22 protein-coding genes are annotated in these 24,366 nt (G+C 43.3%); 13 read left to right on the top strand and 9 right to left on the bottom strand.

Translation table 11 applies throughout. The features are described 5' to 3' along the window. The first annotated feature begins 548 nt into the window (after positions 1-548). Positions 549-1,355, top strand: a complete 807-nt coding sequence (locus F6K57_RS08495; protein WP_293020359.1) for an ABC transporter ATP-binding protein — start codon at positions 549-551, stop codon at positions 1,353-1,355. 83 nt (positions 1,356-1,438) lie between these two features. Here F6K57_RS08495 and F6K57_RS08490 read toward each other — a convergent pair whose 3' ends face one another. Both F6K57_RS08490 and plsX read right to left on the bottom strand, forming a co-directional pair. Then, positions 1,439-2,437 (bottom strand): beta-ketoacyl-ACP synthase III, encoded by a 999-nt coding sequence (locus F6K57_RS08490; protein ID WP_293066502.1) that lies wholly within the window; start codon positions 2,435-2,437, stop codon positions 1,439-1,441. A gap of 487 nt (positions 2,438-2,924) precedes the next feature. Beyond that, a complete protein-coding gene (plsX, locus tag F6K57_RS08485; RefSeq protein ID WP_293020357.1) occupies positions 2,925-3,974 on the bottom strand; it encodes a phosphate acyltransferase PlsX in 1,050 nt (349 codons plus the stop codon). Positions 3,975-4,166: 192 nt separating this feature from the next. Here plsX and F6K57_RS08480 point away from each other — a divergent pair, with 192 nt between their 5' ends. Then, complete coding sequence (locus F6K57_RS08480; RefSeq protein WP_293066499.1) at positions 4,167-5,498, top strand: D-alanyl-D-alanine carboxypeptidase; 1,332 nt, start codon at positions 4,167-4,169, stop codon at positions 5,496-5,498. A gap of 181 nt (positions 5,499-5,679) precedes the next feature. Here the strand turns inward: F6K57_RS08480 and lptC are convergent, their stop codons facing one another. From lptC to metG, 3 genes are all read right to left on the bottom strand, one after another. After that, positions 5,680-6,822 (bottom strand): LPS export ABC transporter periplasmic protein LptC, encoded by a 1,143-nt coding sequence (gene lptC, locus F6K57_RS08475; RefSeq protein ID WP_293066496.1) that lies wholly within the window; start codon positions 6,820-6,822, stop codon positions 5,680-5,682. Positions 6,823-7,636: 814 nt separating this feature from the next. Further along, complete coding sequence (locus tag F6K57_RS08470; RefSeq protein WP_008182130.1) at positions 7,637-8,239, bottom strand: NYN domain-containing protein; 603 nt, start codon at positions 8,237-8,239, stop codon at positions 7,637-7,639. Between the two features lie 105 nt (positions 8,240-8,344). After that, positions 8,345-9,961 carry a methionine--tRNA ligase gene (gene metG / locus F6K57_RS08465; RefSeq protein WP_293043688.1) on the bottom strand — a complete coding sequence of 539 codons (1,617 nt, stop codon included), beginning with the start codon at positions 9,959-9,961 and terminating at the stop codon, positions 8,345-8,347. Between the two features lie 588 nt (positions 9,962-10,549). On the opposite strand from metG, the gene F6K57_RS08460 reads away from it, so the two are divergent. From F6K57_RS08460 to crtR, 4 genes are all read left to right on the top strand, one after another. Next, the gene (locus tag F6K57_RS08460) at positions 10,550-10,861 is read left to right on the top strand and encodes a 1-acyl-sn-glycerol-3-phosphate acyltransferase (protein WP_293020352.1); all 312 of its coding nucleotides are present in this window, start codon (positions 10,550-10,552) and stop codon (positions 10,859-10,861) included. A 150-nt stretch (positions 10,862-11,011) separates the two neighbouring features. Next, on the top strand, positions 11,012-11,152 hold the full coding sequence (locus F6K57_RS08455; protein WP_293020351.1) for a hypothetical protein: 141 nt from the start codon (positions 11,012-11,014) through the stop codon (positions 11,150-11,152). 718 nt (positions 11,153-11,870) lie between these two features. After that, entirely contained in the window at positions 11,871-12,038 is a 168-nt protein-coding gene (locus F6K57_RS08450; protein WP_293043680.1) for a hypothetical protein, read from the top strand. A 264-nt stretch (positions 12,039-12,302) separates the two neighbouring features. Next, positions 12,303-13,205 (top strand): beta-carotene hydroxylase, encoded by a 903-nt coding sequence (gene crtR / locus F6K57_RS08445; RefSeq protein WP_293066491.1) that lies wholly within the window; start codon positions 12,303-12,305, stop codon positions 13,203-13,205. Between the two features lie 229 nt (positions 13,206-13,434). On the opposite strand, the gene aroH is transcribed toward crtR, so the two are convergent. Next, a complete protein-coding gene (gene aroH / locus F6K57_RS08440) occupies positions 13,435-13,821 on the bottom strand; it encodes a chorismate mutase (protein WP_293066528.1) in 387 nt (128 codons plus the stop codon). 74 nt (positions 13,822-13,895) lie between these two features. After that, positions 13,896-14,720, bottom strand: a complete 825-nt coding sequence (gene sppA, locus F6K57_RS08435) for a signal peptide peptidase SppA (RefSeq protein ID WP_293020347.1) — start codon at positions 14,718-14,720, stop codon at positions 13,896-13,898. Positions 14,721-15,042: 322 nt separating this feature from the next. On the opposite strand from sppA, the gene F6K57_RS08430 reads away from it, so the two are divergent. The 4 genes from F6K57_RS08430 (at position 15,043) to F6K57_RS08415 (ending at position 19,193) form a co-directional block, all read left to right on the top strand. Next, the gene (locus F6K57_RS08430; RefSeq protein WP_293066488.1) at positions 15,043-16,029 is read left to right on the top strand and encodes a DMT family transporter; all 987 of its coding nucleotides are present in this window, start codon (positions 15,043-15,045) and stop codon (positions 16,027-16,029) included. A 295-nt stretch (positions 16,030-16,324) separates the two neighbouring features. Further along, positions 16,325-17,551, top strand: coding sequence for a HEAT repeat domain-containing protein (locus tag F6K57_RS08425; RefSeq protein WP_293066486.1), 1,227 nt, complete (start codon positions 16,325-16,327; stop codon positions 17,549-17,551). Between the two features lie 227 nt (positions 17,552-17,778). Further along, a complete protein-coding gene (locus F6K57_RS08420; RefSeq protein ID WP_293066484.1) occupies positions 17,779-18,870 on the top strand; it encodes a glycosyltransferase family 4 protein in 1,092 nt (363 codons plus the stop codon). A gap of 122 nt (positions 18,871-18,992) precedes the next feature. After that, positions 18,993-19,193, top strand: a complete 201-nt coding sequence (locus F6K57_RS08415) for a hypothetical protein (protein WP_070390908.1) — start codon at positions 18,993-18,995, stop codon at positions 19,191-19,193. A gap of 145 nt (positions 19,194-19,338) precedes the next feature. Here F6K57_RS08415 and asnS read toward each other — a convergent pair whose 3' ends face one another. Continuing rightward, a complete protein-coding gene (asnS, locus tag F6K57_RS08410; RefSeq protein ID WP_293066481.1) occupies positions 19,339-20,727 on the bottom strand; it encodes an asparagine--tRNA ligase in 1,389 nt (462 codons plus the stop codon). Positions 20,728-21,154: 427 nt separating this feature from the next. On the opposite strand from asnS, the gene F6K57_RS08405 reads away from it, so the two are divergent. After that, on the top strand, positions 21,155-21,649 hold the full coding sequence (locus F6K57_RS08405; RefSeq protein WP_293020334.1) for a hypothetical protein: 495 nt from the start codon (positions 21,155-21,157) through the stop codon (positions 21,647-21,649). Positions 21,650-21,660: 11 nt separating this feature from the next. On the opposite strand, the gene F6K57_RS08400 is transcribed toward F6K57_RS08405, so the two are convergent. Continuing rightward, the gene (locus tag F6K57_RS08400) at positions 21,661-22,767 is read right to left on the bottom strand and encodes a tetratricopeptide repeat protein (RefSeq protein WP_293066478.1); all 1,107 of its coding nucleotides are present in this window, start codon (positions 22,765-22,767) and stop codon (positions 21,661-21,663) included. Between the two features lie 809 nt (positions 22,768-23,576). Here F6K57_RS08400 and F6K57_RS08395 point away from each other — a divergent pair. Continuing rightward, entirely contained in the window at positions 23,577-23,774 is a 198-nt protein-coding gene (locus tag F6K57_RS08395) for a hypothetical protein (protein WP_293066475.1), read from the top strand. 238 nt (positions 23,775-24,012) lie between these two features. Then, positions 24,013-24,288, top strand: a complete 276-nt coding sequence (locus F6K57_RS08390) for a hypothetical protein (RefSeq protein ID WP_293066472.1) — start codon at positions 24,013-24,015, stop codon at positions 24,286-24,288. Positions 24,289-24,366 lie beyond the last annotated feature (78 nt).

Genomic DNA, 24,366 nt, shown 5'->3' with positions numbered 1-24,366 from the left:
TAATAGGGGACATCGACCGTAACTAGTAGAGGGTATCAGTCACAAGTATTGTCAATTTATTCACAGAAAAGATGGTTATGCTTATACGACTTAGATCCTGTCCTCCCTTTCCTGAGTGCCATATAAACACCTGGGGGAACCCCAGGTGTTTATATGGCACGTCTGACCGCGTGCGTCAAAGATTATAGGCGGAGTCTCCAAGGAGGCGGACAGATGACCGAAGCGAATTCAGACTGATCAATGATGAATAATTCATGGTCATCAAATCAAGGTAATATTGATTCCGGTTAACGACTTATAAGTTTAGGGTTTGGGTTGGTGTTTTGTTAATTTAAATTTAAGAAAATTAACACTTAAATTAACACTTAACAAAATTCGCTCACCCCGACTATAAGTGATTAGCCGTAATTAATATGGCTGCTGAATTTATCCTAGCCTACACCGAACGCTATCATGCGAAACGACTTCATCCTTGGCCTTAAGGCCGTAGGCCACGCTCCGCGAACGGCCACGCTACGCGAACAGACTTCATCCTTCAGACTTTTACCGTGAAACAGCAAAAACAAGAATTGTTTTACCGAGAAGATTACATTGAACCGTATCAGTCACCTACTTCGTTACACTACGTCCTTGCCATTGATAGTCTGTATTTTTCCTACCCAGACCAACCGGATAGTTTACGCAATATAAATCTCACCATTAAGCCAGGGGAACGGGTGGGTTTGATTGGTCCGAATGGTGCTGGTAAAACTACCCTATTTCTAACCATCTGCGGCATTTTAAAACCAACTAGGGCAAGAGTGATGCTGTTATTTGGCAAACCCGTGGTCGCGGGTGAGTTTCGCCCAGAAATTGGTCTGGTGTTTCAGAATCCCGATGACCAGTTATTTTCCCCTTCGGTCTGGGATGACGTAGCCTTTGGACCAGAGAATATGGGGTTACCAGCGGTTGAGGTTGAACAGCGAGTTCAAGAAGCCCTATCCCTGACGGGTGTGGAACACTTAGCGGGTCGAGTTCCCCACAACCTGTCTGGGGGTCAGAAGTGTATGGTAGCGATCGCAGGGGTTTTAGCCATGGCTCCATCCCTAGTGCTTTACGATGAACCCAGTGCGAATCTTGACCTTCGTTCCCGGCGTCGCTTGATTAGCTTTTTGAAACGCTCCGAGGAGACAATACTGATTTCCTCCCATGACCTAGAACTGATTTTAGAAGTATGCGATCGCGTTTTGCTACTTGACGAAGGACAAATTATTGCTGACGGTCATCCTCAACAGGTGATGGCTAATCAGCAGCTGATGGAGGCTCATGGTTTGGAAAAGCCTCACTCTATAGTGTCGGTTATCGGTAACCCTTGAAAACCTATTCGTTGGCGGTTGACTGTTCACTGTTAACCGTCAACAATGATTAACTGGCTCAGGATGGTGCTGGAGTACATCAATTACCTTCCCCACTGAAAAACTGCTGCGCCCCAAGTCAATCCTGCACCAAAGCCGGAGGTAGCTATAATATCTCCTGATTTAATTTTCTCAAGCCGCACTGCTTGATCCAACACTAGAGGTATAGAAGCCGCTGAGGTATTACCATATTGGGCGAGATTACTTAAAACCTTGTGGTTAGGAATCTTCAGACGTTGGGCAACTCCATCAAGAATCCGCTGATTAGCTTGATGCAAGACCAGCCAATCCACCTGTTCAGTGCTGATATCAGCTCGAAATAATGCTTTTTCAATCACTTCTGGTACCTTTTGCACCGCAAAGCGATAAACCTCTTTGCCACTCATGGTAATGGGCTGATAAGTGCCTTTAGCAACAGTCAAGCCCTTGACAATTTCCTGCTCTTGTGATTTGTAGGCTAACTGAAGACAGCTATTTTGGGTACCATCACTACACAGTGCAAATCCCAGTAAGCGATCGGATTGATTTGCCTGCAAAACTACAGCCCCAGCACCATCTCCAAATAGTACACAAGTACTTCTGTCTGACCAATCCACCCACCTTGAGAGAATATCGGCACCAATTAGTAAGACATTTTGGTAAAGGCCAGTGCGGATAAATTGGGACGCTGTAGCCAGTCCAAAGACGAACCCAGAGCAGGCTGCGGTTATATCAAAGGCAACTGCTTTTGATGCTCCCAGGAGTGCCTGAACTTGATTAGCACTGCCAAACAAATCATCCGGGGTTGAGGTGGCTAGGATAATCAGATCTAGGTCTTCAGGAGCAATTCCAGCCATAGCGATCGCATTCTTTGCTGCCCCAGTAGCCATCTCACTTAGACTTCCTTGTGCATGCACCAGATGCCGTTGCCGAATTCCGGTACGGCTGGTAATCCACTCATCCGATGTATCAACCATCTGGCTTAGTTGATGGTTATCGAGGGTAACCTCTGACGCTGCGGAACCGCTTCCGGTAATAGCAATGCCTGTTCCTAGTTGATTCAAGGCTCTTCTCCATCAGTTGCATCCCATGTTTTTCTCTTCCCAAGTTCGCTGCTTAGGGAGAAGGCGGAAAGACTGGTCATTGGTCAATCTTGCCATCACAGCCACTGTGAACTAAACTACACAAGCCTTACACGGTTATGGTGTGGGGCTTGTGCCACGCTCAAGCTAAAAATTTCCTAGTTTAACGAAACCCTAGAGATTATTAGGTGGATTTTCTCCATAACGTTATCGGTTAAATAGCAGAATTTGTTGCTAAAGCTACCGGAGTTTACCTAATGGCTATAAGCATGAGTTTAACACCAGACTTGATCAGCTACTAAAAATTTAGTCCGCATTTTGTCATGATCGCTTTTTGTTGACATTTTCAAGAATAACGGTTATACGCAAACTGTCAACCGTCAACCCTCAACCCTCAACAAAAAAACAGTTGCAAAAAAAAACAGTTGCGCTAATGGTGGCCTTGAAATACCGCTCAGCCTATCATGCCTTACTCCTCACTGCTGGAATTGCTAGCCACTGATTCCTTAGAGCTTTTGAAGTGATTGGCTTTAATCCGCTCTATTACTCGGTGATCAATGGCTTCTTGAGCCAACCGAATCGCGTTAAAAATTGATGGGGCTTGGGAGCTACCGTGACTAATAATACAAATTCCTGCCACCCCTAAGAGTAGGGCACCGCCATGTTCTGCATGATCCATACGCTGCTTAATCCGCTTCAAGTTGGGTTTTAACAACGCTGTACCTAGCTGACCTTGTATCCCTTGAGGCAGTTCTTCTCGGATAATTTGCAGCATCACCTCCCCTACAGCTTCGGCAAATTTGAGCAGTATATTGCCCACAAAGCCATCGCACACAATTACATCAAACTGACCTGAGAGTACATCTCTACCCTCAGCATTGCCTATAAAGTTTATTCTGGGATTTTTTTGTAGCAGTTGATGAGTGCGGATGGCCAAATCATTGCCTTTACACTCTTCCTCACCAATGTTTAGCAGTCCTACCTTAGGATCTTCGATGCCTAAGACATACTTGCTATATACTGACCCCATGATGGCAAACTGCTCTAGATATTTAGGGCGACAATCTACAATTGCCCCCACGTCCAATATAATCACTGGCTTGCCAGCCATGATGCTAGGAAACACTGCGCCAATTGCGGGACGGTCAATCCCTGGCAGACGCCCTAAGCGCAATAGAGCCGCTGCCATGGCTGCCCCAGAGTGACCAGCACAGACTACAGCGTCAGCACGTCCTTGCTTGACTAAGTCCATGGCTACGTTAATAGAAGCCTTGGGCTTACGCTTCAAGGTCACCAAGGGTTCTTCATCCATGGCAATGACACCATCAGCAGCTACAATTTCTATCTGACTTGATCCGTGGTGTTGGGAAATAGAGGATCTAATTTGCTCAGGATCCCCTACCAACAATACCTCTACCCCTAACTCAGCTTGTGCTCTAATAGCTCCAGCAACTATTTCATGGGGGGCATAATCCCCGCCCATAGCGTCTATTGCGATTCGTGCGCTAGTCGATGCCATTGCTCAAAGTTTATAGAAACCTTCCACATCTTACCAGAACCATTACCTGGAATAGTAAACAATGTGATCAGTTTAACTTGAGGTTTGGGAACCGAAAGGCTTGCATGGTGACATGTTCTCAACAGAACTGTTCAGTCGCAGCATTCAGTATCTAAAATAGAGCAGCCTCAAGAAACAAATGTGGTGTAGTGAATGCTAAAACAACTTGCTGCTGGGATCCTTGCCGGTGCCTTTGTCGTTATATCTGTCAAACTTTGGAGAATTCTACAACCGATCAACCTTGATCAAGCTCAACTGATGGCTTGGCGGGATACCTCCTTGTTTAGCTTGCCAGCTGAACCAGACCCGTCTGCTGAAGCGATTGTGGATGAATTCATAGGAAAATGGCGTGTTCAAGGTTCAGCAGTTAAGCAAGGAGTATGGATTCAATCGGGACTGACTAGACTCGCGACCCACCGGGGAAATGTTCCAATACCCGCAGCTTCAATCACGAAAATTGCCACTAGTCTAGCGGCATTACAGCAATGGGGACCAGCTCATCAATTTGAAACTAGAGTCAGTGCCACCGGAATAGTTAAAGATGGGGTATTGGAGGGAGATTTGGTGATTACTGGTGGTAGCGACCCGTTTTTTGTGTGGGAAGAAGCGATCGCATTGGGTAATAGTCTAAATCAACTGGGAATCCGCCGGGTCACTGGAAATTTAGTGATCATTGGCAATTTCACTATGAATGATCAGGACAACCCAGAAATTGCTGGTGGGCAACTCTTGCAAGCCTTAAAATCCAGCAGCTGGTCTTGGCAGATTGTCCGCCAGTATCAATCGATGGCCAAAGGAACCGAGAAACCCGAATTAGAAATTGCTGGTAATGTAGTCGTATCTGATACTCCCATTCCCAAGCAGGAATATCTGTTACTCCACAAGTCCTTGCCCCTGGTAGATATTCTTAGAGAGATGAACATCTACAGTAACAACGACGTATCTCAGATGTTGTCTCAAGCCATTGGGGGTGCTCAGACAACCGCTCGGTTGGCGGCTAGGTCAGCTGGTGTACCCGGTAGCGAAATTCAGTTGATTAATGGCTCTGGTTTAGGTATGGAGAATCGAATTTCCCCCCGTGCTGCTTGTGCTATGCTCATGGCTATTGAGCGCTTTTTACAGCCTTACGAGCTTAATCTTAGGGATGTCTTCCCCCTAGCTGGACGGGATACTAAGGGAACCATGCTCGACCGTAACATTCCCCCAGGGGCTGTGATTAAAACCGGAACTCTCAGAGAAGTTAGTGCTCTAGCTGGTTTTCTCCCAACACGCGATCGCGGTTTAGTGTGGTTTGCCATTATTAACGGTGGCAACGATATCCTAGAATTTCGCGCAAAACAGGATCAGCTACTGCAACGCCTGTCTGTCGAGTGGGGTACCCTTACCCAAAAGAGTAGCAATCAAACCCATAAACCATTGATCATTGGTGATCCCAAGCGTATTGAAAAAATCAGCAGTGCCTTGTTGATTGAAAATAAAAAATAGCAAATAGATATCGAGTTGGCTTGACCGTTGACGGTCAACGGTCAACTTTGGTCAACTGTCAACTTTGGTCAACTGTCAACTTTGGTCAACGGCTCCAAAGCCAGTCTCAGCAATAAATTAATTTAGGCTACAGTCAACCTTGGCCAAAAGGCCACGCGATCGCGTTCAACCTTCAACCAGCTCAAGGAATAATTTCTGTTACCACTCTTTCCCCAACACCACTAGTTACTAAAATATCTTGAGCTTCAAGGTTACCCACTGCTTTATCACCAGTCGTATTAAATTGGGGTGAAACTTGTTCATATATTACATTACCTGAGGCTTCCATCTGTTGGGTGGGGATATCCCAAGTTAGCTGATTAGCGTACAGTTTGGCTTGCTTACGGCTTCCCTCCCCTTGTACTCCTCCCGTTAACCTAACTACTTTCTTACCCAAATCTACCCGTCCCCTGTTAGCTGTTACCATCAGTTTCTGCTGCTGGTGAACAATTCTAACCGGCTGATCGGACACGACAGTTTTATCATTCAAATTCCAAACTGCTGAATTACTCGATATCACGACCGGTGGTTCGACCGAAGTCAACTGCACATTTTTCTTGAGAGTTGCTATCTTTGCCTTAAGGTTTACCTCAGACTTATCTGCTTCCACTCGTTCTGTTACTATCTTATTTTTATAGCGTTCAATCAGTATGCTTTTGTTACCAATTACCTTCTCCTGTTCGATATGCCAGACCAAACGTTCCGTTTTCATTTGCAAGTTTGGGTCTTTTGATATGGCTGCTACTTGACCAATTAATTCCAAATTCTGGGTGCGACTTAAGTAACGCCCTTCCTTTGCGGATGCTTGTAGTTTAGGGTGATTACCTTTAACGTTATTGCGGATAACTAACAAATCTTCCTTAGGTTTCCACTCAGACTCATCACCTCGTAACACAGCACCATTACGGGGATCTGTAGCCGTGACCTGACCTTTGAGAAACACTATCTCACCATTCTCTAGGATTTCCCCACTCTGGGCTGAAACCTGTAAAATCAGTTTCCCATCTTGATACAAATCCCCATTGGGTTTCTCAATGTAAGCGATTTTTCTATCTGGAGAGTAAGTCGCTTTATCTCCTGTAACTTTCCATAGAGGACGACCTTGCTTATCTGACTGATCTAGAGTGACGTTTTTAAAGACTAGACTTCCTTCAATTTTTTCAGTAACGTTAGTGTCTTCCTGAACTTGATTTAATGGCTTTGGCTCACTCTTACAGCCAGATAATGAGTAAACCATGAAAATCAAAATAAAAAATTTAAGACATCTCTTGGAGTATAAAAACATATGGCTTAAGAGCGTGTGGTTAGGATAAATGACTATAAAATAATCGATACAAAGCTTAATCATAAAGACTTGTATCGATTTAAAAAAGTAATTTTTATAAAAATGGCTTTCTAGGAAACGCTATACTAGTTATTACTCCTTAGTTATTAGAAGTTTTTATAACCTCTATAGTTCCTGGGGGGCGACAAGCCCCCCAAATTCTTTGTCAGCTCTAGGTTTAAGGTCACTCTCATCCCAAACTATACCTAGACAATCATGAGCATATTTTCAATTACTGAGAATTCAATTCCTGATTATTTCGTCCAACTGGTCGAAAAATCGGGTTGATAAGTAAGTTTGGTAACTGACTTGACGCGCATCCTGACCAGATAAGGATTATAGCCTACCTTTCACCCGCTCAGCGCTCGGCAGAATATTTTCAATGACTGAGAACTCAATCTCTGATTATTTCCTTCAAGTTGGATATAAGTTTTGTAACTGAATTGACCAAACCCAGATGAGTTAATGATTATAGCTGACCTGTTACCCCCTCATCTATACTTGACGTAGTTGCTTAGCTTTCAGTTTTTAGATGGTTTACCCTACTCCATTAATAAAGTCTGTATGTCAACTATAGGAGGGGAAAGCATCGGACATAAACTATAGGTTTTCAGCCACTAATTACTGCCCGAATGCTACAAGACATGAGAAAGAAACGCCCACACACCTACATCGTAGTTTCGACCCCATCAGACAGACCCTAATCACCAATGAATAATGAATAATGAATAATGAATAATCACTAATCACTAATCACTAATCACTAATCACCAAACTATTTGTGCTGTTCATCCATGACATTGAACCCAGACAAAGGACGGTAAGTATAGTTTTGTTTGGGTGTTTTTTGGATACTTTCTTGGATGGTATCAAGGTCAATATAGCGGTCAGCTACATTAATGAGACTATCACTGGTCATGGAGCGTAGGCTGACTACCTCAACCCGAACTCCCCGATAACTTACAGAATCTACTGCATAGGCAAGATCGCCATCACCACTGACTAGAACTGCTGTGTCGTAGGAACCCACTAGTGCCATCATGTCAACAGCAATTTCTACATCCAGATTAGCTTTTTTTGAGCCATCTGGTAGCTGCACTAAATCTTTGGCAATTACTCGGTAGCCATTACGACGCATCCAGAGTAGAAAGCCCTGCTGCTTTTCATTCGTACGATCAACACCAGTGTAAAAGAAAGAGCGTAGTAGCCTAGACCCTGCTGTCAAACGACACAATAGCTTAGTGTAGTCAATTTCAATCCCTAGTTGCAGGGCAGCATAAAATAAGTTTGAACCATCGATAAAGATGGCAACACGACCACGGTTTTCTAGGACTTGTTCAGGTGTAAAAATTGGGTCATGATTATAATGGCTCAGCATTTTTATTATACCTCTTTGTTAAAAAAAAAATTTAAAAAACTTTTTACTTAATCAGCATTAAGGTAAGATGCCGATTAAGTTTTTGGTTAATAAGACGGAACCAAATTAGGTGAGTTCCAGTCGTGCAAATACCGGTTTGGGTTTTCCTAGCTTCTGGTTTTGAGGTAAAACCCCCCAAGATGCATGGGATACATAGGGCGCAGCCAAAAAGATGTGTTCTTTTTGGCTAAAGTCGATGGCAAAACCTAGTTGTTTGTAAATCTCCGTACTAATACTGGGAATAATCGGTGATAAGAGATAGGCAGCTAAGCGCACTGACTCTAAAACTGTATATAACACTTGTTCAACCTCTTGCTGTTTTCCTTGTTTATACAAGCTCCAGGGAGCTTGCTGATCTAGAAATTTGTTACTGGCTCGAATCAGAGTAAATATTTTTTGGCAAGCTTGGCTAAACGCTAGGGATTCATAAGCCCTAGCGACTTTTGAACCGAGATCTAAGCCAATTTCGAGCAGAGGATTGACCTGTGAAATATCTGAGCCAGTTAAAGCTGGAACAATACCTTGACAATACTTTTTAGCCATTCCCAAGGTGCGATTGAGCAAATTACCTAGGTCATTGGCTAAATCGGCATTGACGATATCGATAAAACGGGTTTCACTAAAATCCCCGTCTCGCCCAAATTCAATCTCTTTTAGAAAATAATAGCGAATTGCATCAGCACCGTATTTATCTACCAACTCCACTGGGTCTAGGGTATTGCCTAGACTTTTTCCCATTTTTTGACCATCTTTGGTCAGAAAGCCATGACCAAATACTTGACCTGTAACAGGTAGAGAGGCTGACATTAACATGGCAGGCCAGTATACAGCATGAAAGCGCAGGATGTCCTTACCGATAAGATGTAAATTGATCGGCCACCATTTTTGTAAGGCATTATCAAGAGTTGGTTCACTATCGGGATCCAATAGGGCAGTCACGTAGCCTAGTAAGGCATCAAACCAGACATAGATGGTGTGGCTGGGATCAACCGGTACTGGGAAGCCCCAATCGACATTCAATCGCGAAATCGAAAAATCCTGTAGTCCCTGACTGACAAAACTCAACACTTCATTACGGCGACTTTCCGGTTGGATAAAATCCGGTCGCTGTTGGTAAAGTTCTTCTAGCTGTTTTTGGTATTTAGAGAGCCGGAAAAAGTAGTTTTGCTCATCCCGCCACTCCGCTTCTTGATTGGGGTGAATCGAGCAGCGGTTTCCAGGTAGAAGTTCCCGTTGCTCTTTAAATTCCTCACAGGAGACACAGTACCACCCTTGTTGTTGACTCAGATAAATGTCACTTTTATCCCAAACCCGCATGAAAAATTCTTTGACAATGGCTTGGTGGCGGTTAGCAGTAGTGCGGCTGAAACGGTCATACTGGATATTGAGCTTTTGCCAGAGGACATCAAATCCAGCAGCTATCTTGTCGCAATGTACTTGAGGATCTACCCCTTGATTTTCAGCAGTCCGCTGAATTTTTTGTCCATGTTCATCTGTACCAGTAATTAACAGTACGTCTTTGCCCTGTAACCGTTGAAAACGAGCTACTGCATCAGATGCCATGGTGGTATAGGCACTGCCGATATGGGGTAAGTCGTTCACATAGTAAAGGGGTGTTGTAATGGCAAATGTATTTTTAGTAGTATTCGTATGAATCATATGAGTGTTAAAAACGCCCTCCAGCCAACTGATTTAACTTATTTAAGTGATTTATAACCTAGTGTATGGCTACTAGTATTAATTTTAGTTGTTACTATATGTAGTATTTATCTAATCAGATTTACTTAAGTTTTAACCTTTTCTAAAAAGTATCTGTCGCTACTTTTTAGTTGACGTTACTCAAAATTGTTTATTATCTTGTAACTCATTCCACCTATTTTAGTTGTGGGGTTTCGAGTCATTACTCCTTAGTCTGTTACTTATGAGTAAGGAGTAATGATAAGCAGCCGATAAGTTATCCCACTCCCTTGAAGGAATGGAATCAAGGCCACCTTCTGTCACTTGATTATAAGGAAAATTAATTATTAACATAAGTTAGTAGTCTAGTTTAGATTTAACAGGCTTTTTCTACTACTGGCTTAATGCCTAATGTGTCAAGCTACACACTTGTAGTCACTGGCAGTCTATCACCATTAGTTGTGTTGCACCTGATTATCTCTACTTTAAGGCATCTGTCAATAGATAGAATTTGAAAATAATGTTAAGAAATGTTAATTTAGATTAGAAATTGATGACTGAAACTGGTGTCTGACCATCTTCCTCTACAGGTTTATGATGCGCTGCTTGCTGCAATGGGAAGACAAATGTTCCAATATCGATGAGGATCGCATTCCTCATAAATCTGCCGTTGTAGTAGTGAGCAACCATCGTGGCTTTCTAGATGTCCCGTTGTTGATGGTAGCCTTAGGGCAACCAATCCCCATTGCTTGTGATCATTACATGGGACAAGTACCAGTGATGCGGGTGGGTTGTCCAGCAGATGGGTTGTTTCCCTCTAGAAAAACCAGAAAATACACTGTAGGCGTTTTTACAACAGGCAAGTTCAGTTTCTCGAACATAATCATTGGGTTGGGGTGTTTCTAGTCCGAGCCCAACCAATGGTGAATTTGACTCAGCCTTTGGCAATAGGCAAGTTTTATAAAGGCTTTGCCCACTTAGCTTTGTGGACATCAGTTAAACAGGCAGCGCCGCGCCTAAAGCGCGATCGCTTCCCAAGAATAAATCGTACACTCAGTGATACCGCTGGGATGGTTACGTTTGTTTGACCCATCTGAACCCCTATTTGAACAAATGGGTTGGCATCCGATGGTTATTCATCGCCGTGTGGTAGTATTAGTTGGACATTCCTCTTGGATTACACAGAAACAGCTGTAACACTATCAAGGGAAACAGATTGTCTGCCCCATTACTAAGACCTGCCGGGATTAAATTGCTAGGTTACTACAGGGTATCAAGGATAAAGTATCAAGTATCAAGTATGAAGGATAAAGGATAAAATCTGCTTGTTTGTGGCTCACTTATGGTTGAATAAAAACTTGATCCATAACCATAATTTATGTAAGCATTCAGCCGTCAGCCGTGAGCTAAAAGCTCACGCTACTTGAGGTGCCGTCAGCTTATTTTATTCAAAAGCACCTCAAGTAGCACCATCTGTAGCGCTAATCGCTGTTCGCTGATAGCTGATAGCTGATAGCTGATAGCTGATAGCTGATAGCTGATAGCTTACTAATTTAAACTACCAATTTCCTAGTTCCTATTTCCTAGTTGCCATTTCCTACTTCCCATTTACTACTGGGAGCATGTCACTTATGCAGAGAATTTGTACTAAAGCTATAGCCCCCTCATGTGTTTTAGCTTACTCTGATAGTAAATAGTTCATATGTTCTGCAACTTTGACCTGCTTCCCTTCTTACTTCTACTTCATATTCAAAGTCAACAATGCCAAAAGTTAAGAGTTGTCAGTGTTTCTTGACTCCGGGACAGTCTAATCGGTGATTATTTACTATTTGTTTATTTACCAGGGATGGTTCGAAAGGGTGAGCTGTTGGCAGTACAGACTCAACATTGAGAAACTGCTTTTGATGTCCGTTGTTTGGCGATCCCAACGGATGATTTAAGCAACTCTCAGAAGTTGGCAGGGGTAGTGGTTAACCTGATTGAAGCGGAACTCAACGAGGGAGCTTCACAGGACGTTTATCTGTGTGGCGAGTCGAAAGGAAGTCTGTCTGGCTTTGAAGGTAGCTCTGAAAACCACCCATAGGATTGACCGGATTATTTTGAGTAACCGAGCTACTTCTTTTAACCAACGACCTTTATTAATGCAAAGCGCGAGTGAGGAGGGGCTGCATCAAGACAAGGCTCCCCTCTCCTTACGGTCTGAGGGGGTGACTCCCCTCGTGACGAGAGTGATTTTCCTGAAATTGACTCTAGTTTCTGATTAGAAGCTCTAATCTTAACAAATCTTTATAATTGAGCCATTGTACCTTATACTACCAAAAGACAGTAGAAAGGAGAAAAAACAAGTATGTCGGAGGCCATCAAGCCGCTGACAGTGCCCAAGGAGTTCCTGGGTGCCCCGGATAAGTTTAACTTAACGTTACTCATGTTTGTGGCGGCGATCATCTTGGTGGTCTGTTCCACCAGTGGTTACTGGCTTTGGGATTTGCCTAACGCTTGCTGCTTTAGCATTAATGTCCTTGCCTTACACATGGTAGGAACAGTCATTCACGATGCCTCTCACCATGTTGCCCACAAAAACCGTTACGTCAATGCCCTAATGGGTCATGGTAGCGCCCTGATGTTAGGTTTTACCTTCCCAGTGTTCACGCGGGTTCATATGCAGCATCATGCCAATGTTAACGATCCCGAAAATGATCCCGATCATTTTGTTTCCACTGGTGGTCCGCTGTGGTTAATTGCAGTTCGCTTTTTTTATCACGAAATATTTTTTTTCAAGCGCCGTTTGTGGCGTAAGTATGAGCTCTGGGAGTGGTTTTTTAGCCGTCTATTCATCGCCATCATCATATATCTTGGTTGTCAATATGGCTTTTTAGACTACATCATGAACTATTGGTTTGTGCCAGCATTAGTTGTAGGTATAGCGCTAGGATTGTTCTTTGATTATTTGCCCCATCGTCCATTCAAAGAACGTGATCGCTGGAAAAATGCTAGAGTTTACCCCAGTCCCATCATAAACCTGCTAATTATGGGACAAAATTATCATCTAATTCATCACCTGTGGCCGACCATACCCTGGTACAAGTATCAGCCCGCCTACCGTGCTGTTAAACCCCTTTTAGATGAAAAAGGTTGTGATCAATCTCTAGGACTTCTGGCTCGAAAGAGTTTTTGGAACTTTGTATACGACATCTTTTTAGGAATTCGTTTCCACCGCAAATCATCTAATAGACAAACCGAATCAAGCTGAAATTTTTTTTGTTAATGGTTGACCATTGATGGTTGACCATTGATACATTTGACTCAATAAAATTGTCTTCATTTTAATTGTTAATTGTTAATTTTTAATTAATTGTTAATTAACCATTGACCATTGACCATTAACAATTTTATTTTGACTAATGACTAATAACAACTTGAACTGACCGCTGGCTAATTGGTAGGGTTAAGCCCCATTGTTAGTATAAATAACCTGACAACTAACGGCTGACTTGAGCTAAGGTCCAATCAGGCCTTAAATTTTTGGCCTGACGTAAATAGGGATGAGAAATTTCAAGTTGAGAAACAGGAGTGTTGATGTGGATTAAACACCGGATACAACGCTCTAGGCTGCCCTCGACATGCATCTGTTGCACATCAAGTAAAGGAACATGATCCCAATTCGGACGTTCTCGTGCGATCGCAGCTGGAAATTTAGCATCCAAATCACGGGTCGTGGTGAAAATGGCACTAATAATTTCTTGATGGTCGATTTGATTATGAGCTTCGAGTTCATCTAGCAGTTCCATCACTGCTTCTCGAATCGCTGCTACTGTATTTTCTGAGGCAGTTGTTGCCCCTCGAATTGCTCTAACTCTCCAGTGCAAGGTAATATCCTCCAAATTTCCCTGGGAGATTTGAGATTTTAGACTCTTGTTAAATCTCAAATCTCCATGTTATCTTATGGTCGGTACAACCATAGGGGCTGACCGCTAGTTGATAGTTCAAACTCTAACCAATCTATACCAACAGATATCTGAGATCTATTGCGAATAAGGTTACCCGGTAGCAAGCGACTCAACAATGGTTTGGGTTCTTCGATGGTGAAAGACTTGGTTTTCTCTGGGTCAAGACCCACCAATTCCGCTGCCCAGCAACGGGCATCTTCTTCAGTTCCCAGGCGATCAACCACCCCCAAGTTATGTGCTTGCTCACCAGTAAAAATCCTACCATCAGCAAAACTTTTTACCACATCTACATCTAGCTTGCGACTCTGGGCAACAGTTTGTACAAACTGTTGATAACTGGTATCGATCAACTCTTGAAGAATAGTTTTTTCAGGCTCAGTCAGTTCCCGGTCAAACGCCAAGATATCTTTGTACGGACCTGACTTAATGACTTTAAAGGAAACACCGATTTTATCCAACAAGCGCTCTATATTGTTTCCCCGCAGAATCACACCAATACTTCCAGTGATTGTACCAGGGTTCGCTACTATATGTTCCGCTCCCATGCCAATGTAAACACCCCCGGATGCGGAGATATTGCCAAAGCTAGCTACAATCTTCACCTTTTCTCGCAACTTCACCAAGGCGCTATAGATTTCCTGAGAATCCCCGACTGTACCACCAGGACTGTCAATCCGTAATAGTAAGACCGGAAATTTCTTTTCTTCAACAGTTTTTAGGGCTTCGAGGACCCGTTTACGGGTACCACCAGCGATCGCCCCCGTGATTTCAATTCGAGCAATTTGTTTGAGAGATTTGCGTTTAAACGGCCAAGGCATAGGTGATTGTGAGTATCTAGTGTAGATTTAACTGATTACTGGAGCTTGTATTTCTAGTTTGCATCATTTTATAAAACGGTTAGCTACTAAGGTGCTCAAAATAAATAAATAAACAAATAAACAAATATGAAAAGCTGGTTTAAGCTGTCGCCCATTTAAATTGTATGTTGTTGAGTAAGCTCGAAAATTCCACAACTCACTCCTGTACTCCTGAGCCCCCCTGATTTTGAGCCCAGTCAATATCTAAAGTCAATATCTAAATCAAATTTCTGACAGCTGCTTGAGTGTCGGTTATTTTTGTTCTTCACCATAAATCAGGATTATGCAACTAAAAGCCAACACAATACTGTCACCAAGGTCACTACTAGGTTCACTACTGCTGATTTCCCCCTTTTTTCTATGGGGTACAGCTATGGTAGCAATGAAAGGGGTGATCCCCAACACAACCCCTATGTTTATGGCTGGGGTGCGGTTAGTACCAGCAGGAGTTTTAGTATTAGGAGCAGCAACTGTGATGGGTCGCCCCCAGCCGAAAGGTTGGCTAGCCTGGCTGTGGATTAGCTTATTTGCCTTAGTGGATGGGGCAATGTTTCAGGGTTTCCTAGCCCAGGGATTGGTTAGCACTGGTGCGGGTTTGGGTTCGGTCATGATTGATAGTCAACCCCTAGTGGTCGCCCTGCTATCAGCATTGCTCTTTGGTGAACTTATTGGACTGTGGGGTTGGTTAGGACTAGGATTTGGTATAGTAGGAATCAGCTTGATTGGCTTGCCCGATCAATGGATTCTCAGCCTTTTTACTGGCAACGCTCAAGCTATAGAATTAAGCTGGGAACAGCTGTTTGATCATGGAGAGTGGCTGATGCTGTTAGCATCCCTTTCCATGGCAGTAGGAACAGTAATGGTTCCCATTATCAGCCGCTATGCTGACCCAGTTGCTGCGGTTGGTTGGCACATGATCCTAGGAGGATTACCGTTATTTGCCCTCTCTAGTGTCATAGAATCCCAGCAATGGGTGAATATTGATGGAGTTGGCTGGATCGCATTAGCTTACTCCACTGTTTTCGGGAGTGCGATCGCATACGGTATATTCTTCTACTTTGCCTCCAAGGGGAATCTCACTAGTCTGTGTAGCTTAACCTTTCTGACACCAGTATTTGCCCTGCTATTTGGGAATTTAGTGTTGTCTGAGGTACTCAGTGCTCTACAGTGGACTGGTGTGTGCGTGACATTGCTTAGCATTTATCTAGTCAATCAGCGCGAACAAATAGCAACTGCGATCAAAGCAAGGCTCGCAAACAACAGCGGCTAGCCAAAGGGGAAAACTGGCAGTGGAAACAACAACTGAGATCGTCTGAAGAAGGTAGTGCTAAGCTACCATAAACCCAGCAGTGAAGCCGATTTGATACAATTGAGATTAATCGAGCCAAAATTATGTTGCTCGAACGAGTAAAGCACATGGGATTTAGCGTTGTGTGTTAAGTGCGTAAGCTAGAATTGGCGTTCACATTCGAGTCCTGTAGAATTTTATGACTCGCCATTGGTCTATCATACTTGTAGCTACCTGTTTGAACTGCCTAGGCTGGTTCCCAGCACCCAGCCTAGCGGTGAAATTAGAAAAAGCGATGTTCCTTAGGAACCACTACGCGAACGCATTTTCACCCAACAACCTCCCTGACCCGTTGCTAATCGCTCAATCTCCTTCTGCCACAGAAACTGACCCACCAATTCTGCTCAAAGGGAGTCGGGGCAAAGAGGTGGCTCTTGTGCAAGCCAAGCTAAAGCATCTTGGCTTCTACGATGGGCTTGAAGATGGTGTTTATGGTGAGGGTACAGAGAAAGCAGTCGCTTTATTCCAAGAATCTATTGGATTGAGAAAACTGGGTGTTGTTGATTCTGTTACTAGGAAGGAATTGGAGCAAGCCTACGCTGCTAAGACCACAACCACCAGCACGAGTTCAGCTCCAAACTCAGGTCAATTAGTGGCAGCCGAATCGACTACTGCCGAATCGACTACTACCGAACCTTCGACCCAGGAAAAGAGCCCGTCATCATGGTTGATCATCCCAGCCATCATCATGGCTGGTGGCGGTTTTTTCCTATTCAAGTGGCTGACTAAACCAAAACGACCCGTAGACTCACAATTAGCGTCCTCCACAGAAAACCAAGCTAAACAAGATACTACAGTCAATAACCTCAAAGTCCAAGTGTCAACTGACTCCCAAAACCACCATACTCAAAGGGATTATAACCATAGCGCTAGTTATAATGTCGCCAATTCTAGCAATCCTCAACCTCAGTCTTTAGCTGATTCCTTACATGTCAAAAAGACCACTCGCCTGACTAAATTTAGTATTGTTGAGGAATTAATCAGAGAATTAGAAGACCCAGATCCAAAAAAGCGACAACAAGCTATCTGGGAATTAGCCCAAAAGGGGGATTCCAGGGCAGTAAAGCCCCTAGTGGACTTAATGCTAGATTCTGATTCTAAGCAGCGTGGTTTGATTTTGGAAGCCTTATCCCAAATTAGCACCAAAACTCTCAAACCGATTAACAAAGCCCTAGCCATTTCTTTGCAGGATGACAACCCCCAAGTCCGGAAAAATGCGATTCGGGATGCAACGCGAATTTATGAATTACTAAACCAAGTCTTGCAGATGTTGCGTCACGCTACCGATGACCCGGATTCCGAAGTGCGAGAAACGGCAAAATGGGCAATCGATCAGTTTAATAAAATGCGCCCTTCCACTAAACTGGATAGTTTTCCCCCAGCACAAAATTACCTGAATTCATCAGAAAATAATTCAAACCATTACCAAGATAATAGCGACTAGTTAGGGAAATTCATAACAGGTAATAAAAGTTTAGTAACCTTTACTTACCGTGCTATGATAGGGAAGTGTAAACCGTTAAAATGGAATAGCATAGAATAAAAGTTTACTCAGCTTTACTTACCGTGCTTTAAGTTTAAAATCATAAATATTTTGAAGTTAAATTTGATTAATTACAAGTTTATAATTATCGTTTTTATTATCAAATTGCCAGGGTTAATTTTCAATTAATGAGCCAATTAAATTCCCTGAAATTGCTATTAATTTCCACCCCAGTTGGTCCGTTGGGTTCAGGGTTAGGTGGTGGGGTTGAGTTGACTTTACGTAACATTGCTACGGAATTGATTAATCGGGGTCACAGGATCACAATTGTGGCAACTAAAGGATCTACAGCTTGGGGAATGCCTCTGGTAGAAATTGATGGTGTTCTGCAAACTAGTATTCAAACTCAAACAAGAGAGACTCCTACTATCATCCCCCCATCCTCGGTATTGGCTAATATGTGGGACTATGGGCGGCAAGTTCAAACTGACTATGACTTGATTGTGAACTTTGCCTACGACTGGTTACCGTTTTACCTAACCCCCTTTTTCACTCGTCCCATTGCTCACCTAGTGAGTATGGGTTCATTAACCGAGGGGATGGATCAGATCATCGAACAAGTTGCCATTAATTTCCCTGGCACAATTGGGGTTCATTCAATGGCTCAAGGGGCAACATTTTCATTCAAGAATCGCTGTCGTTGTTTGGGCAATGGCATTGATTTGTCTGTGTATTCCTGTTGTGACTCTCCCTCACCCTGGCTCGGCTGGGTGGGTCGAATTTCTCCAGAAAAAGGCTTAGAAGATGCAGTGGCAGCATCAGATATAACGGCTAAGCCACTAAAAATTATGGGTCTTATACAAAATCAACCCTATTGGCAGCAGATTCTCAACGATTACCCCAATGCCCCTATAGAATACCTGGGTTTTCTCCCAACTGATCAACTCCAAAAACACTTGCGCCAGTGTCGAGCCTTACTGATGACGCCTCATTGGGTGGAAGCATTTAGTACTGTGGCAATGGAAGCCCTCGCTTGTGGAGTGCCAGTCATTTCCTATGACCGTGGTGGATCAGCAGAAATTATCGAAGATGGTAAAAATGGCTTTTTGGTAGAACTCGATTCTGTGGAAGGCTTGGTAGAAGCCTTGGGAAATTTGGATAGAATTGACCGCCGTGAATGCCGTCGCCTCCTCGAAGTTAAATACTCTAATCAGGCCATGGGCGATCGCGTAGAGCAGTGGCTCTGGGATATTTTAAAGGAAAGTCGTGATAGTTGCTAGTTCATTAAGATTTGTAACTAAAAGTAATTTTGTAGTTTTTGATACAGAATAACTGCTATAGTTATAAATGTAAGGGAAGTTAATTCCATAACAATCTTATATAAGCAATCGGAGAAAGGAAAATGTCTACTCAAGAAAAAGCTAGGGCTCTGATGATGAATCACCATCACATGATCAAAAATCGTCAGCAATCTATGCTCGGTCGCGTTGCTTCCGAAGTAGGACTAGATAGCTTAGATTCTGACTACTGGGGTACTATCCAAGGCAAACCCCATCCTAGTTTCCGCTCTACCTATGACCGTAGCCATGCTGCACTTAGCTAGTACTGTGTCAATCTAGTTTTGGGTAGTGGTAAACAATTCGTGATTTTAGCTTCCGTTACCTTTACCAGACCGTAGCCAAACCACGACATCTTTACCACTACCCATCTTTGGCGGCTGTGGGCAGAACCAACCATAGTTTTGATTTTTAGAACTCTGCACTTAAAGGAGTTCTGGGAAACGGAATTACATCCCGAATATTTGCCATACCAGTCATAAATTGCACCAATCGCTCAAATCCTAAACCAAATCCAGCATGGGGCACTGTACCATAACGTCGCAAATCCAAATACCACCATAAATCTTCTGGATTCATCCCCTGATTCTGAATTCGCTTCTCTAATATATCCAGCCGTTCTTCCCGCTGAGCACCACCGATAATCTCCCCAATCCTAGGCGCAAGCACATCCATTGCTGCTACAGTCTTTTCGTCGTCGTTTAAGCGCATATAAAAGGCTTTAATCTCTACTGGATAATCCGTGACAATGACGGGCTTTTTAAACAACTCTTCGGCTAGATACCGTTCGTGTTCTGACTGCAAATCTACACCCCAACTGACCGCATACTCAAACTTACGATCCGTTTTCTCCAGTAATGCGATCGCATCTGTATAAGTAATCCGCTCAAACTGATTATTGATAATATTATCAGCAGTAGCGAGAACATTGTTATCTATCCGCTTGTTGAAAAATTCCAGATCTTCTGGACAGTTTTCCAATACTGACTTAAATACATGCTTGAGAAAGGCTTCTGCTAAATCCATATCCCCCTTCAAATCGCAGAATGCCATCTCAGGCTCGACCATCCAAAATTCTGCTAGATGTCGAGAGGTATTAGAATTCTCGGCTCGGAATGTAGGACCAAAGGTGTACACATCCCGAAACGCCATTGACATAATTTCTGCTTGTAATTGACCACTGACGGTCAGGTAAGTGGGTCGTCCAAAAAAGTCTTGAGTGTAATCGACTGCTTGATTATCGGTTTTGGGAATGTTCTTTAAGTCTAGGTTAGTGACACTGAACAACTCCCCCGCTCCTTCACAGTCACTAGCGGTGATAATTGGGGTATGAACCCACAAGAAGCCTCGTTCTTGGAAAAACTGATGAATGGCATTGGAACAGGCATTCCGAACTCGGAACACTGCACCTAGGGTATTGGTACGCGATCGCAAATGGCTAATGGTGCGCAAAAATTCAAAGGAGTGCCGTTTCTTCTGTAGGGGATAATTGGCATCTGCTTCCCCATATACTGTCACCGATGATGCTTTTACTTCAATGCGCTGTCCCTTGCCAAGAGATTCTACTAGTATACCAGTGACTTCTACTGATGAGCCAGTATTAAGCCGTTTCAGGATAGTCTCATAATCTGACAAGTCTGGATTGAGCACTACCTGTAAATTTGCCATGGAGGAGCCATCGTTGACTTCCATAAAGGCAAAGTCCTTTAATTCTCGTTTTGTCCGTACCCAGCCTTGAATGGTCAAAGACTGATCTGGTTGACCATTGCGCAAAACTTCAGCAATCCGTCGAATTTCCATAGCTTTCCTCAAAAATCTGAGATAACTGTAAACTTTTCTAAATTACCTGGTGGTCTTTAGCTCTAAAAATCTAAGTAAATATACTTAGAAAGGGCTTAATGTAAAGTTTAATGAACAAAACTCTTTAAAATGTTGCAATAAGTGAAGTATTCACTCATAATTATTAAACAAATGCAACGTTTGGTTAAGTTTCATCAAACGATTGGTCACCCAAGATAAGCAGTGAGCCTATTCACTTAAGCCAGGACAGAGTCGGGTTTGTCAGTAAATGGTTAGTTGGTAAAGGTGATCAGTAAGGATTAAGCACAATTACCGATTACCGATTACCGATTACCGATATATGTCCTGGGCCAAGCTTGTAGCCCCAGCTGCGATCGCACTGAGGGTAATAGCTTCCATTAAAACTAATTTAGAGAGGTATTTGTAAATGGTAGGTTTGTTTAAGCGCAATAAATCCAAGGGCTTTTATCTGGAGCTAGACGAAAGCGAAACTAGCACCCCCGAGCAACCGGCGGTAGAACAGAAGCCAGAACCGGCTAAAGCTGAGGCAACAGTGGAAACTCCGACCCCAGTAGCAACAGCTGAAGCAACAGTTGAAACTCCGACCGTAGAACCAACAGCTGTTGCTGCTGATACTAAATCTGCTCGTCAAGCGAAGAAAGAACAACTAGCAAAGGCTAAGGCTGAAGCAAAGGCTAAGAAACAAGCTGAAGCAGAAGCTAAAAACAAGGCAGCTGCTCCTGAGCCAACACCAGTAGCGGCAATCAATTCAGCAGCAGCACTTGTCAATAACAAGGCAAAAGGGCAGCCGGAAACGACCTTTGCGACCAAATACGTACCAATGATCATGCCTCGTCGGCGTCCTGGTCCTAGCATGAATAAGTTCCTCGACATGGCTGCTCAGATGCAGACCCCTCGTTAATAGATTAGTTATTACTCAAGAAACACTAGTCCACTATACAACTGAAATGCTGGATCCCAAGGAGTCTCGACCAGGCGAAATAAGTCGATATGAGACTCCAATTTTTCTAGCATATCTTGGTAGTCTAGAGCAGTTTGCGCAAAGGTGCTAAAGTCAGACCATACTGGCTTCTCAAGCAATCGAACATTTAAGTAATCAGCTAAGTTGTTCCAGTTGACTCTTGTAGTGCTTTGGTGTATACGAGAGTCTTGGGATTGCTTGTTCTGATGAGAAACTGGCTTGAGGGTTAGAGCAATTCCTTGCTGAAATTGATAATTGCGATCGCATAGTCTGAGAATACTGTGGCGCTTTGGTAAATGCAAGTCACAAACCATGGCATAGTCTAAGGTTTGGGTTTTGCGAGTTAAATTCCGTCGCGCATCTAAGTCTACTACCTTCTCAAACAAAGGCAACCGTCCGTCTACTCGTTGGGTCACTTCCGACCAGTTAAAGCTAAAAGACCCCAACTGTCCCTGAGAGTTGTGACAAACTACAGTAGTTTCCTGGTCACTACTGTCAGAAAAATACTTAACTTGATAGATATTAATTGTTTTGATATCTGCTACAGATGCCCACAAACATTTTATTGATGCTTCTCGCAGTAAGGAGCCATAATACTTAAGTTCTCCCACTGGTCCAGTGCGATATAAACGCCAGCCTCTCGTAGGTAGCTGTAGCCTTGCGGTGTAAGGGTCTATCCCCAGGATACGAGCTAAGTTTTGAGCTGCTTTTGGTTTATCTTGTTGGCTGATCGGCTTTAGGACTAATACTCCCAATTGATTACTTTCAGGGTCAGCCGTTGCTTGGGCTAGGGCTTGTCGGCGCTGTTCTTTTGCCGTAGCTTCTAAGCGTGCTAGTCCCTGACGAGCTTGCGCCATAATTTTAGGAACAGGTGTTCCTTTCAGTAACTGTCGATAGATTCTTTCAGCTGCTTCTAGCTTACCTCTGACTTCCTGGAGCCGTCCTAGATAAAGCTGTGTCCAGGGATTATTGGGCTCTTGCTTCAGAAGTTGTTTAATTAATCGCGCAGCAGTTTGATAATCATGGTGCTCAAAAGCATCAGCAATTTGCTTAAGCATGATAGCGTTAGGTGTTAGATCACCAAGTGTTAGACATTCGGTCTCTCGCCTTTAACTTAAGTGTAAAATCAGATGCTCCTAGGGAGCAGTTAAAATCGCTGACTTTTTGTAGTCTTAAGGGATATTTGGGATTATTAAGGTATTAAGTTAAATTAGCGCTATACTTTAGCCGAATTTATCTAGCGCTCACTTTTTAAAGTGTTAAGGGGTATTTGGGGTAATTAAGTGAGTAGTTTAAATTAGCGCTATACTTTAGCCGAATTTATCTAGCGCTGATTTTTTGGGGTGTTAAGGGGTATTTGGGATAATTAAGTGAGTAGTTTAAATTAGCGCTATACTTTAGCCGAATTTATCTAGCGCTGATTTTTTGGGGTGTTAAGGAGTATTTGGGATAATTGAGGGAGTAGGTTAAATTAGCGCTATACTTTGGTCGAATTTATCTAGCGCTAATTTACAGCTGTTTTCAGATGAATCGACCTCACTCCCTTTAGCTACAAGCCCCCGTGGGTCCCCCAATTCTGGGGGACTTTAACTCAATTTCCCCCCAAAATTGGGGGGCTAGGGGGGCGAAAATTGCTGTAAATCAAGATAATTACCGTTAATCAGAATCTTCTCTATCTCCCTACTCCCTACTCCCTACTCCCTACTCCCTGACAAGTTTGTTACAAAAGTTTTTCAAATATGTTATAATTAAAGATTATTTATATGCTATAGTAGTATTATAGACGTGAAAACGTTAAGAGCCAGCCAACGATTTTCCAGGGTCTAGGGCTGGCTCTAGTCCCCCAGTTAAGGAGATACCTAAAATTATGACGTACTCTGAACGCCTCTATCCATGGGCGGTCATTCACCTATTGCCACAAATGCAACGGGTCGTTGTTGGTCGTTACCGGAACCGGTCCGATGCCGAAGGGCATTTGCAGGCACTTAAACGACTGATGCCTGATGGGAAATTTATTATTATTTTTGATTTACCTGAGCCTATGGAGAAAGAATCTGAAGAGTAAGATCGAAGAATGTGATCGCTTGTGCGATCGCATAATTTCTTAGATTGTTGGAATTTACGATAACTGTTGAAATTTCCAACAGTGAACGATTTTCACCCTTTGTTGCTGTTGCTAGTAGTATCCTGATTATCGAAAATTGCTGGAAATCCCGACAGTAAAGGATTTTCAGGCTTTGTTGCTGTTGCTAGCGCTATCGTGATCATCCGAAATTGTTGTAATTTTCGATAACTATCGCGCGTTGATTAAGCTAGCGCTATCGTTATTAGCCCAAATTGCTGGAATTTTCGATAACTATCGCCCGTTGCTCAACCAACGCGCCATTGACATGCAGTCACGCTACGCTCCGGAAGCGTTTCGGCAAAGCCGACGCTACGCGAACGCAAAGCGTGGCCAAAGGGCTCAGCTTCCGCGCTTATGCGATCGCGAATTGCTGGAAATCCCGACAGTAAAGGATTTTCAGGCTTTGTTGCTGTTGCTAGCGCTATTGACCTTTGGTCACGCTACGCGAACGTGATCATCCGAAATTGTTGTAATTTTCCATAACTATCGCCCGTTGCTGTTGCTAACGCGATGCTCGCTACGAGCCGCTACG

It is taken from the genome of Moorena sp. SIO4A5, from assembly GCF_010672005.1.
Lineage (GTDB): Bacteria > Cyanobacteriota > Cyanobacteriia > Cyanobacteriales > Coleofasciculaceae > Moorena.
Note: the sequence above shows the minus strand (reverse complement) of the source record. Positions and strands in the feature narration are given on the sequence as shown.

What these genes read in the sequence shown, in the direction of transcription:
- F6K57_RS08480 (WP_293066499.1), top strand. Translation starts at nt 4,167, where the DNA reads ATGCTAAAACAACTTGCTGCTGGGATCCTTGCCGGTGCCTTTGTCGTT.
- F6K57_RS08400 (WP_293066478.1), bottom strand. Translation starts at nt 22,767, where the DNA reads ATGCTTAAGCAAATTGCTGATGCTTTTGAGCACCATGATTATCAAACT.
- lptC (WP_293066496.1), bottom strand. Translation starts at nt 6,822, where the DNA reads ATGTTTTTATACTCCAAGAGATGTCTTAAATTTTTTATTTTGATTTTC.
- F6K57_RS08395 (WP_293066475.1), top strand. Translation starts at nt 23,577, where the DNA reads ATGACGTACTCTGAACGCCTCTATCCATGGGCGGTCATTCACCTATTG.
- F6K57_RS08460 (WP_293020352.1), top strand. Translation starts at nt 10,550, where the DNA reads ATGATGCGCTGCTTGCTGCAATGGGAAGACAAATGTTCCAATATCGAT.
- plsX (WP_293020357.1), bottom strand. Translation starts at nt 3,974, where the DNA reads ATGGCATCGACTAGCGCACGAATCGCAATAGACGCTATGGGCGGGGAT.
- F6K57_RS08430 (WP_293066488.1), top strand. Translation starts at nt 15,043, where the DNA reads ATGCAACTAAAAGCCAACACAATACTGTCACCAAGGTCACTACTAGGT.
- F6K57_RS08470 (WP_008182130.1), bottom strand. Translation starts at nt 8,239, where the DNA reads ATGCTGAGCCATTATAATCATGACCCAATTTTTACACCTGAACAAGTC.
- F6K57_RS08415 (WP_070390908.1), top strand. Translation starts at nt 18,993, where the DNA reads ATGTCTACTCAAGAAAAAGCTAGGGCTCTGATGATGAATCACCATCAC.
- sppA (WP_293020347.1), bottom strand. Translation starts at nt 14,720, where the DNA reads ATGCCTTGGCCGTTTAAACGCAAATCTCTCAAACAAATTGCTCGAATT.
- F6K57_RS08420 (WP_293066484.1), top strand. Translation starts at nt 17,779, where the DNA reads ATGAGCCAATTAAATTCCCTGAAATTGCTATTAATTTCCACCCCAGTT.
- crtR (WP_293066491.1), top strand. Translation starts at nt 12,303, where the DNA reads ATGTCGGAGGCCATCAAGCCGCTGACAGTGCCCAAGGAGTTCCTGGGT.
- asnS (WP_293066481.1), bottom strand. Translation starts at nt 20,727, where the DNA reads ATGGAAATTCGACGGATTGCTGAAGTTTTGCGCAATGGTCAACCAGAT.
- F6K57_RS08405 (WP_293020334.1), top strand. Translation starts at nt 21,155, where the DNA reads ATGGTAGGTTTGTTTAAGCGCAATAAATCCAAGGGCTTTTATCTGGAG.